At 44.8% G+C, this 9,884-nt stretch carries 7 protein-coding genes; all 7 read right to left on the reverse strand.

The genetic code is table 11. The features are described from left to right. Nucleotides 1–111: 111 nt before the first annotated feature. A complete protein-coding gene (gene gcvT / locus QUA62_RS28275; RefSeq protein ID WP_333408133.1) occupies nt 112–1,263 on the reverse strand; it encodes a glycine cleavage system aminomethyltransferase GcvT in 1,152 nt (383 codons plus the stop codon). Nucleotides 1,264–1,368: 105 nt separating this feature from the next. Continuing rightward, nucleotides 1,369–2,052: a pentapeptide repeat-containing protein gene (locus QUA62_RS28280; RefSeq protein WP_333408134.1), complete on the reverse strand. Its 684-nt coding sequence runs from the start codon at nt 2,050–2,052 to the stop codon at nt 1,369–1,371. Nucleotides 2,053–2,445: 393 nt separating this feature from the next. Then, nucleotides 2,446–5,874: a DEAD/DEAH box helicase family protein gene (locus QUA62_RS28285; protein WP_333408135.1), complete on the reverse strand. Its 3,429-nt coding sequence runs from the start codon at nt 5,872–5,874 to the stop codon at nt 2,446–2,448. A gap of 4 nt (nt 5,875–5,878) precedes the next feature. Continuing rightward, on the reverse strand, nt 5,879–7,969 hold the full coding sequence (locus tag QUA62_RS28290) for a GmrSD restriction endonuclease domain-containing protein (RefSeq protein WP_333408136.1): 2,091 nt from the start codon (nt 7,967–7,969) through the stop codon (nt 5,879–5,881). 1 nt (nt 7,970) lies between these two features. Continuing rightward, nucleotides 7,971–8,354, reverse strand: a complete 384-nt coding sequence (locus tag QUA62_RS28295) for a hypothetical protein (RefSeq protein WP_333408137.1) — start codon at nt 8,352–8,354, stop codon at nt 7,971–7,973. 2 nt (nt 8,355–8,356) lie between these two features. After that, on the reverse strand, nt 8,357–9,556 hold the full coding sequence (locus tag QUA62_RS28300) for a restriction endonuclease subunit S (protein WP_333408138.1): 1,200 nt from the start codon (nt 9,554–9,556) through the stop codon (nt 8,357–8,359). Next, entirely contained in the window at nt 9,553–9,819 is a 267-nt protein-coding gene (locus QUA62_RS28305) for a hypothetical protein (protein WP_333408139.1), read from the reverse strand. The genes QUA62_RS28300 and QUA62_RS28305 overlap by 4 nt, the downstream gene beginning before the upstream one ends. Between the last annotated feature and the right edge of the window lie 65 nt (nt 9,820–9,884).

Consider the following 9,884-nt stretch of genomic DNA (forward strand, 5'->3'; position numbering starts at 1 on the left):
TGCTCAACAATAGCTCAAAGCTACTATTCTGCTTTTTTAAGCATTTATACTTATTGCAAAAGTGACACGCTCCCTGAGCAACGCCCCTAAATTAAGGCTTACCTACTTAATTTAACTGGGGCGGTTTGGCGATCGATAAAATGGTTTTTTTACCACACTAGCCGGATAGTTTTTCCCGCGAATTTCGACCTCTAATTGCTGACCGATTTTCGCTAATTTGGCCGGAACAACCGCGAGGCCTACTGCCCGATTCACAGTAGGCGATAATGTACCGCTAGTAACCTCTCCTACTGTTTCGCCTTCAAATATTACCGGATAGCCGTGGCGCGCAATGTGCCGCCCCTGCATTTCTAAACCTACCAACCTCTTTGATACTCCACTCGCTTTCTGCTGTTCCAAAACCTCGCGACCAATAAAATCGCCTTTGCTATCGAGGTGAACTACCCAACCCAATCCAGCCTCTAAAGGCGTGATATTGTCGTCGATATCTTGACCGTAAAGAGCCATTGCTGCTTCTAAACGCAAGGTATCTCTGGCACCCAAACCGCAGGGTACAACGCCAGCAGCTAACAATTTTCGCCACAGTTCTTTTCCTACTTCGGCATCCACCATGATTTCAAACCCATCTTCGCCGGTGTAACCAGTTCTGGCAATAAAACTCGGCTGTCCCAACAGATTTGTTTCTAAGTGACCGAATGCCTTAATTGGTGCGAGGCTGTCTTCCACAAAAGGCTGGAGATAGTTAACAGCCTCTGGCCCTTGAATGGCAATTAAAACTTTATCTTCGGAGAGGTCGGTAAAACTGAGTTCGCTCAATTCTAAGTGAGTGGCGATCCATGCTTTGTCGGCGATGCGAGTGGCGGCATTGACAATGATTACTGCACGTTCTTCGCTAGTGATAGGGTCTGGTTCTTGGCAGTAGAAAATAATGTCGTCTAAGATACAGCCTTTGGCATTTAGCAAGACTGTATATTGAGCTTGACCGGGTTGCAAGCGGCTCAAGTCTGAGGGTACTAAGGGTTGAAATTTTTCTCTTACTTGTTTCCCTCTCAAACCAAATTTTCCCATGTGGGAAATGTCGAACATTCCTGCTTGCTGGCGTACTGCTTGGTGTTCGCTGCTGATGCCTGCGTACTGCACCGCCATCTCCCACCCGGAAAAGGGTACCATCCGGGCTTTGAGTTCTAATGATAGGTCGTACAGAGGCGTGCGGGCAAGTTGGCTCGGACTCTCTGGATTGCTGGATTCAGTTGACTTTGCCACAGGTAGCGCTTTGGTTGCGGGTAGACTGTTTTGATTTTACGGGAAAATTGGTTTTGTTGATGCGATCGGGGCGATCGAACGTGAGGACACAGCAGTGCCGTTTCCCTACGAGTAAGGACACTGTTTCGCTTGGAGTAAGTCCATCCAAGACCAATCCTGAGCTTGTGCTGCTTTCTTCAAATCGTAGGAAGGCCAAAAGCAACCCTGCTTAGAAATTGCACCAGTTGTCATCGTGGCGTTGCAAAGCCGTGTATCGCGAAAACTCGTAATACCCGTATCGGTCAAATCCGCTCGATCGAGATAAGCCGGATCGTGCTTCAGTTCGCTGAAGTCAGCCGCTACCAGTTTTGCCCCAATCATAATCGCTCCCTGCAAATCAGCATCTCTAAAACGCGCACCATTCAGGCTAGCGTTGCTGAAGTTTGCCGAACGAAGGATTGCCCCAGAGAAATTGGCTCTGGTAGCCTGAGTATAGGAGAGCAAAGCATTTGTTAAATTTGCTTGGCGCAAGTCAGTGTCAATTAGGTTAGTAGCGGCACCAGAGAAGTCTGTCCCTTGGAGGTTTGCCCGTCGCAGGTTCGCCTCTGATAAATTTGCCTCTCGGAAAACTTGGCGAGAAAAATCGGCACCGGCTAAGTTTTTACCGCTCCATTGCACCGCCCTCAATTCAAGAATCTTCTCATACCTACGCAGACGTTGCCAGTGGGAAAATTTGGCTAGGGCAAAGATAGCGATCGCACTTCCTCCCAATCCTCCCAAGATCCACCAAACACTTTTTTTGTGCCACATCCTGAGTTACCCGAAGTAATAATTTTGCCCGCCTATTCTAAGTCAAAATAGAGAACATTCTGTCTGCCGCCTCTCAAATTTGCCGTTGGCTTGCATTATAAGTACCTTCGTGCAAATACTTGAGCAACATCAAATGCCAGCTTGTAAATTCATTTAGCCAATTTTAAAACATTCTGTGAATATCTGCCTTCGATGTATTGAGCAGTGCCATATTTAAAACTGTGTTGCTCAGCGCTTCTAATTCTTGCTCTTGATGGTGGCGTATTGCGGTGCCAAGGGCAGGGGAAAATGCCAGGCTGCGCGTTCCTCAACACCAAAAGCCAGGTTTTACTGTAACTATAATTGGGCTTCAGCCAAGATTATTTGTAACGCTCCAGGTTTTACTGCTGTGCCTTATGCAGCAGCCCGTGTAGAAACTTCTTCAAGAATAGAAAATAATTCATCTAGCTGAGTCGAGGTAAATAATCCGTCTGGCCCCTGTGGCGTAATGTCGGTAAATGGGGATTCATAAAGGATTGCTGCATCCATTGCGCCATGTGCGGTTAGGTAATCCACAATCATATTCACAAATTCAATCTGATTGGAGTTAAGATTTTTACCCGATATAAACCTCGCTAGTTCCTGCTTGGCTACCTCTCGATCGAGTCCTACTAAGGAACGGACGAATAAGCCTAACCCATGCGACTCTTCTTTAGCACGGTCTATATCTTCCTCTACGCCTAATTTGTTTTCTAGCAATATCTTCTCTAACTCAGATAAATCGGATGGAGTGAGCTGTTTGTTAGTCCGTAGTTTAAAAATGACCACATGATCTTCATGCGATCGCAAAAAAGCCCTTGTTTTAGCACGGAACTTCTCAAAGTTATCTAATGCTGTAAAACCAGGCAACTCAACTATTATCTCATCCCCCATTACATCCTCAAAATCGGTGTAAATAGGTTGGCGTTTTTGTTTCTCAATCAGCTTGATTAACCCCCGTAGGCGTTTGCGTAACACCTCCAGCATTGGTAATGTCACATCTTGCCACCACTCCTCGGTTTGTACATCCTGAATCAGCGATAACTGTTCTTGCACGAAGGGAATGGCAGATTTATCCTCTAGCAGTCCTGCAAGTGACTTCACCTGTTCTTGTAAACGCTTAAACGTAGAGTCAGAGCGCAGGATTGCTAATTGTAACTTCAGCATCAGAACATCAAATCTTTTTATTTCTTCTGTTTCTGTTTCCAATTGGGAAGGCAAGCCAGCTATTTCTTGACTAAGCTCAAGAAAATCATCGATCGATAGCGACGCCCATGCTGCGGAATTAGCATATTTCTCTACAAATCGTTGTTTAGGTCGCACTATGAAGTTTTCAGTATTCATAGCCGCCACTTCGGTATTGAGTAAATTGGCGAGTTCCTGGCGCAATTCTGCATCAGTCTTTGGTTCTTTAGAGGCAGCTTGAGACTCTTGAAGCTTGCTCAGTTTTGCTTGATTAATTGGTTGATTTTCAGGTATTCTTTTATCTAACTCTCCGATTAACTCTAATCGAGCGGTAAACAGTTGCTGACCCAATGATTTAGTTATTGGTGCATTAACAGTCTCTGAGTTATGTTGAAAAAACTCTAAATTTTGGCAATAATCAAACAGGTAAAAAAAATCTTTATCTTGCCCTAATCCAAATAGGTCAGGACATAGCCTCGTACCTCGTCCTATCATCTGCCAAAACTTAGTTTTGGAGCGAACAATTTTGAACAGCACCAGATTAACTACCTCTGGCACGTCAATCCCAGTGTCGAGCATATCCACTGAGATTGCGATATGAGGTTCTTTATCTTTTTGGGAAAAGTTATCAATCAGGCTTTGAGCATAGGAGGTTTTGAAGGTAATGACGCGGGCAAACTCACCTTTAAGGTGTGGATAATTGGCGTTGAACCGCTGAGCAATAAATTCTGCATGATCTTGATTTTTAGCGAAAATAATGGTTTTGCCGAGCCGATCGCCCCCAACAACTTTTAATCCCCTCGTCATCAGATGCTCTAGCACCTTATCCACGGTATCTTTATTGAATAACCATTTGTTTACTGCTTCTGCTTCTACGCGCTCAGGGGCATTGCCTTCTGTGTCCCATTCAAGCGCATCCCATTCTTCTCTTTCGGATTCAGAGAGTTCGCCATAATTAATGCCTTGTCGTTGAAACTTAAGCGGCACTGATACTGCTTTCAGGGGGACTAGATACCCATCTTTTACGGCATCTTCAAGCGAGTAGGCATCGGTAGGTACGCCGTTTTCTAAGTCAAAAAGTCCGTAAGTGTTGCGGTCAATTTCATCCTTGGGCGTAGCGGTTAGTCCTAGCAAGACAGAATCAAAGTAGTTGAAAATGGTACGGTATTTCTGGAAGACCGATCGGTGAGCTTCATCAATAATAATTAGGTCAAAATGCCCGACGCCAAAACGACGCTGACCGTCACGGGTATCATTAATTAATCCCATCATGGTTGGATAGGTGCAAGCAAATACTCGTCCTTCAGTATCTTTTTCTGTGACTAAGTTTACTGGCGCGGCATCGGGGAGATGTTTCTTAAATACATTGATTGCCTGATTTACCAAAGCTACACGATCTGCTAGAAATAGAACCCGTTTAGCCCAGTTACAACGCATCAGCAGATCGACCAAGGCGATCGCGGTTCTGGTTTTGCCTGCACCAGTCGCCATAACTATCAGGGCTTTGCGGTCTTTATCAGTCTCTACGGCTTCGGTAATGTGACGGATGGCACGAGTTTGATAGTAACGTTCGGCAATGGTGGGGTTAATTGTGCCTGCTGCTAAAGATTTACGAGTAGCTCGGCGCTGTATAAGTAATTGTAATTCAGTTTTTTTATAAAATCCTTGCACCTGTCGCGGTGGGTAATTAGTATCATCCCACAGCCAATGCTCGTAACCGTTAGAGTAAAAAATAACTGGACGCTGATTAAAGTGGTTTTCTAAGCAATCGGCATATAGCTTAGCCTGTTGTTGCCCGATGCGGGGGTCGTTTCGGGTACGCTTGGCTTCTACGACTGCCAGAGGTTTACCATCATCACCCCAGAGGACGTAATCCACAAAACCTTGATTTGATGAATTGGGCATCCCTGTAACCGGAAACTCTCGATCGCGTTGTTGATCTAAGTTCCATCCGGCTTCTTTTAGCAAGAGGTCTATGAAGATGTCGCGGGTTTGTGCCTCAGAATAGTCGTGGGTATCTGGCTGGGTGACACTGGCTTTTTTGACTGCTGCCAATTCTGCCCGTACTTGTTTCAGTTCTTCATCAAGTGCATTCTTGTCTGCTAGAACTGTTGAGAGCTTTTCATCGCGATCGCGTAGTTGAGTTTCTAGTTTCTGAAGTTGTTCAATGGTTTGCTTAGGAAGTGGTGCAGTCTTGGGCAATGCGTCAGAGTTGAAGGTAAGCCCCGCATTGGGTTTGCTACTGCGTCCATAGGTGTGGGCTAACCAATATGTAACATGAAACAACTCTCGTACAGCATTTATAGCGTCATTAACAGGGATAGGTCTGGCACTGTGGACGGCCGGATTCCCTAGTTTGATAATGACTCTTGCTTTGTTAAATATTGCTTCACCTACTAAGTTTTTAAAAGTAGGTTCGTGAATCAAGGCGCTTAGATTATCTTGATAGGGCAGTTCCAGGGAATTATCGTACTTATATAACCAATTAACGGTTAACTCCAAAGTTCGACGGGCATAAAAACAGGCAGTGCGAGGGTCGGGATGTACTGCATCAACTGCTTTCTTGGCGGATTCATAAATTGTAGGAAATTCAGCTTGGAGGAAAGCAAAGTTACTCATTGGACTACTCTATGCCTCCCATCTGTCTCTCAAGTGACTGTCGCACCAACCCTATCACATAAGGCAACTTATCAAGCGATTCCAGACCAACCTCTACATCACCATTACCCCAGCGCCCTACACTCGATACATCTTTGCAAAGGCCTTTGGGATCATTGATTTCGGGAAATGGCATATTTAACGAAATGCGTAACCGCTTGGCTTGCGGTACTATATCCACAAAGTTGGACTCTGCTTTGTAGGCAACGTAAAGCTTGAGAAATTCCTCGGTCACGCAGTCATCAAGCGCAAGAACTTCTTTTCTGAATACTTTAAACACCTCTGCCATTGGTCCCGAAACCAAATATGGGTGATTTTCTATGGTATAGCCTTGTTGGGCGGGCTTGGATTTATAGCCCTCACGCACGCTGGTTTCTAGCTTAGGGGCTGCCCAGACATCGAGTGCTATGGTAGAAAGTCGGTCTGCCCGTTGCCGGATGGCATCTTCATCCCACTGTTCTACCATTCCAAGCCCCTGATTTAGCTTCAGTGGACTTTCTTTAAAGCCTCCTGGCATATCACGCTTTTGAGCAAATGTTTTGTCACTGTATTCCGAGTTGTATCCGGTAAGAGTCAGGTTGCCGATGGTGTGTAGGTAAGTCTGCTGAATTCGCTGCCACTCTACGCCCAGTGCTGTCTTCCAGGCTGAAGAAAGGTTTTCGTTCTGGGGCAGAATGTGTTCGATGGTGTACTCGTCCACCAACACTTGTTCCTTGCGCTTGTGATTTTCCAGACGACGCATCCAGTAACTGCGACTGCGGAATTTGTAGAGGTCTTTGGTTTGCAGTTCGCGCTTAAACTCCTCATCGTTGGGAAAGCGCCGATATGATGGCAATAGAAGCAAGTAAGCTTGAATGCTTTCGATGTAGCGATCTTTCTTAACAGCTTTTGTGAGGGTAGCGAAAGTTTTGTTTTGCGAGTTAGTAGGGATGGCACAGATGGCACGACGGAATACATAGGATTCAACCAGCCGTACTGCTGTCAGAAAGTCCGCCTTGGGAAAATCACCCGAAGCATAATCGTGATAAAGCTCCAAGAGGAAGGGGTAAGCTACATCCACCTTCAACTCTCGCAGGTCTTGGAAGGCTAATCTAAGGTCAGGGTCTGGTTCAGCGCCCAATGTCATGGCGCAGTAGTAACGGGCAAATGTGCGAAGATCAGCTACCATTGGCTCCACTCCAGCCTTAGCTACATCCGGCGAGCGCGCGTGAGCTTTGAATGCTTCATAAACTTCTCCCTGATTAGGAATATTACCAGTTTTCACTGTTAAAAAATGGCGCATGAAGCTATCGAACTGTGTACCATAAGCCTCTTGTCCAAACTCTACTTCCATAGGTCGCCAATATTGCTCATAAAGCTTAGTCTGAAGCTGAGGTTCCAGTCCCATGAGGATGTAGTTACGGATTAGATCGGCTTGACTTAGCTCGCGACCAGTTGAGTTCATACTCTCGAAAATGAGTTGTGGATTGTCCTGATCTCGGCTAAGAGCAACATCTACAACTAACAGTTTTGCTAGTCCTTTGCATATAGTCGCTAGCTTATCCTTAGAATCTTTAATCAACGACTCGAAAAGTTTTAAGTTTTCTGTCACGCGGATGGAAGAGTCTTTGGGTTGCTCGGAGTTATTGAGAATGGCTATAAGTGAATCCTTATCAGTTTGCGAAAGAATCAGTTTGAAATGCTGTTCTCCATCTTCTTCAGGGTTAAGTAAATAATAGTTTCGTAATTTGCGCTGTGAAAAACCTTCTACTGGCTCAGTATCATCAAGAGCATTAGCCAGTGCTGTAATTAATAATGTAACTGTTGTTAGGCGTTGCTGTCCGTCAATTACAAGCAGTGGTGACTGGCTTGATACTTGGTAAAGTCCTTTTTCGATGTAGACAATAGAGCCAAAGAAGTGAGTAGTAATGTCATCATTGGAGCCAGTACGCAGGATGTCATCCCACAACTGTCGGCATTCCTTTTCTGTCCACGAGTAGGTACGCTGGTAAATGGGGATAACGAACTGCGGGGACTTCTTGATAAAGGCGAGTAGCTTGGCTTCGGTGGCTTTCATGTTATAACTCTCCTCGGTAAATGATATCGGCGTTGATTTGGTCTGTTAGATACGGAGCAAACCCAGGTAAATCGCCTCCCAAATCTTCTACGACCTGATAGGCACGCTCACAGAACTTTACAAGAAACCGTTCGCCACATAAGCTGCTAGACTTTGTTTTCATAAACGCTTTTTTCGCCTGTGCTGGATCACTGACAATTTCCGCAAATCTTTTCTCAGCCCATACCTTTTCATCGCTCGTCTGACTCGGTGGGATAATGAATACCTTAATTAACTCTCGGTAAAGCTCGATGAACAGGTCATCAGGTGCTTTAGGATGTCGGGCAAGTTTGCTCCATATTTCCCGCCAAGATTCAGACCAAACTTTAAGGAATTCTCCACGCATAGCTATAACTCTCCTCTAAATGCTCGATGTTGCAGGGAGGCGAAGAGGGCATCGAGTTCTGACAGTGAGGCGCGGTGTGCTGCTTTGAGTTTTTCTACAGCTTCGGCGCGATGGGAAAATTCTTGTTGAAGACCAAAAGGGGGAAGAGGAATATTAATTTTGCTTAGTCCTTCTTGATTGATAGTGTGTTGTCCAGCCGATGTTTTTCGATGAGATGCAATCTCTCTCTTACCACGCTCACCATTCAGAACAAAAACACAGAATTGTCCGTTTATTTTTGATTTATCTGTTTTTACTCGCATAATATGATCATTGAAATAAACGGGTTCTGTAAAGCCATCAAATATTGCACACCTACCAACATAGTCAGGATTACCATTTACACGAATAAAAAGCAGATCACCGCTCTCAACTTGATAACGCTGCAATTCTTTGCTAACAAGCGAAATTCTGTTTACATCCGAGAAGTCAATCCAGCCAGCACGAATATCACGGAGTCGAAGAACTATATCAGTACCTTTGTCAGATTCTTTTCTTCTGCGAGTTAGTCCGTTAGTGACATCACTAAGAAATGATCCAATGGAACAAATTTCCCACCGCTTCGGATTTGTAATGGGATCGCCGAACATTTCTATGAAGATGGCTTGGGTGAGGTTGTCAAGTTGTGCGATCGCTTCTCGACGTTTAGACCTGAGTTCTTCGGCGCGATCGAGTATCTCTGCAATCCGCTTCTGTTCTTCTAAAGGAGGTAAAGGGACTTGTAAATTGCCAATCTGAGTGAGACTGAGATTAGAAATCGTACCAGTTACAGTTGCCCCAATCATTTGACTCTGAGCATTATTACTTTCTAGCCAATGTCTGAGATATGGGCGAAATATATCTTCATTTGTCCGAACAATTGCAACAGCTTGATTACAGTTCAAAGGTGGAGCATTGTCAGGCACAATACCAGCACGACCTATCGTGCCAGCAATAGAAACAAGAATATCTCCTGCCAAGATTTGCGACCTAGAAAGAGCTTTATGTGTTAATTCATCTATGAAAAGAGTCTGCTGATCATAATTAACTTTTCCACCGTTAATGTTCTGAACACGCAGAAAAACGATTCCATTATCAGAGAAACTATATCCAATACTTGTTGGGGTAGTCCCTTTAGTAATTACTTTACAGAGATTAGATAAGCGTGTTGTGACGACGTTCATCCCAACATCCCCTCCAATTTCTCCATCCCCTGCTTAATTTCCACCTCTAATTTCGCCAAATCAGCAAGGATGTCTTTTGGTGTGCGGTGTTCCACCTCTTCATGCACAACTTCCTTGTAACGATTTAAGCTAAGGTCATACCCCTGAGAAGCAATATCAGCCTTGGGTACACAGAAACTTTGAGCAGTGCGCGATCGCTCTCGTTCCGTAGTATTCCGCAGTTGCCAACGACTCAACACATCCGGCAAATTATTTGGGAGCATGTCACTTTTGTAGTGAGTAATTATACTCAAGCTGCTTTTCGCTGATTACCAATTAAGCCGTTCAA

It is taken from the genome of Microcoleus sp. MON1_C1 (assembly GCF_036701945.1).
Taxonomy (GTDB): domain Bacteria; phylum Cyanobacteriota; class Cyanobacteriia; order Cyanobacteriales; family Microcoleaceae; genus Microcoleus.

Bases quoted from the DNA above. Each gene is read 5' to 3' on its own strand.
- QUA62_RS28280 (WP_333408134.1), bottom strand. From the start codon at position 2,052: ATGTGGCACAAAAAAAGTGTTTGGTGGATCTTGGGAGGATTGGGAGGA.
- QUA62_RS28285 (WP_333408135.1), bottom strand. From the start codon at position 5,874: ATGAGTAACTTTGCTTTCCTCCAAGCTGAATTTCCTACAATTTATGAA.
- QUA62_RS28290 (WP_333408136.1), bottom strand. From the start codon at position 7,969: ATGAAAGCCACCGAAGCCAAGCTACTCGCCTTTATCAAGAAGTCCCCG.
- QUA62_RS28295 (WP_333408137.1), bottom strand. From the start codon at position 8,354: ATGCGTGGAGAATTCCTTAAAGTTTGGTCTGAATCTTGGCGGGAAATA.
- QUA62_RS28300 (WP_333408138.1), bottom strand. From the start codon at position 9,556: ATGAACGTCGTCACAACACGCTTATCTAATCTCTGTAAAGTAATTACT.
- QUA62_RS28305 (WP_333408139.1), bottom strand. From the start codon at position 9,819: ATGCTCCCAAATAATTTGCCGGATGTGTTGAGTCGTTGGCAACTGCGG.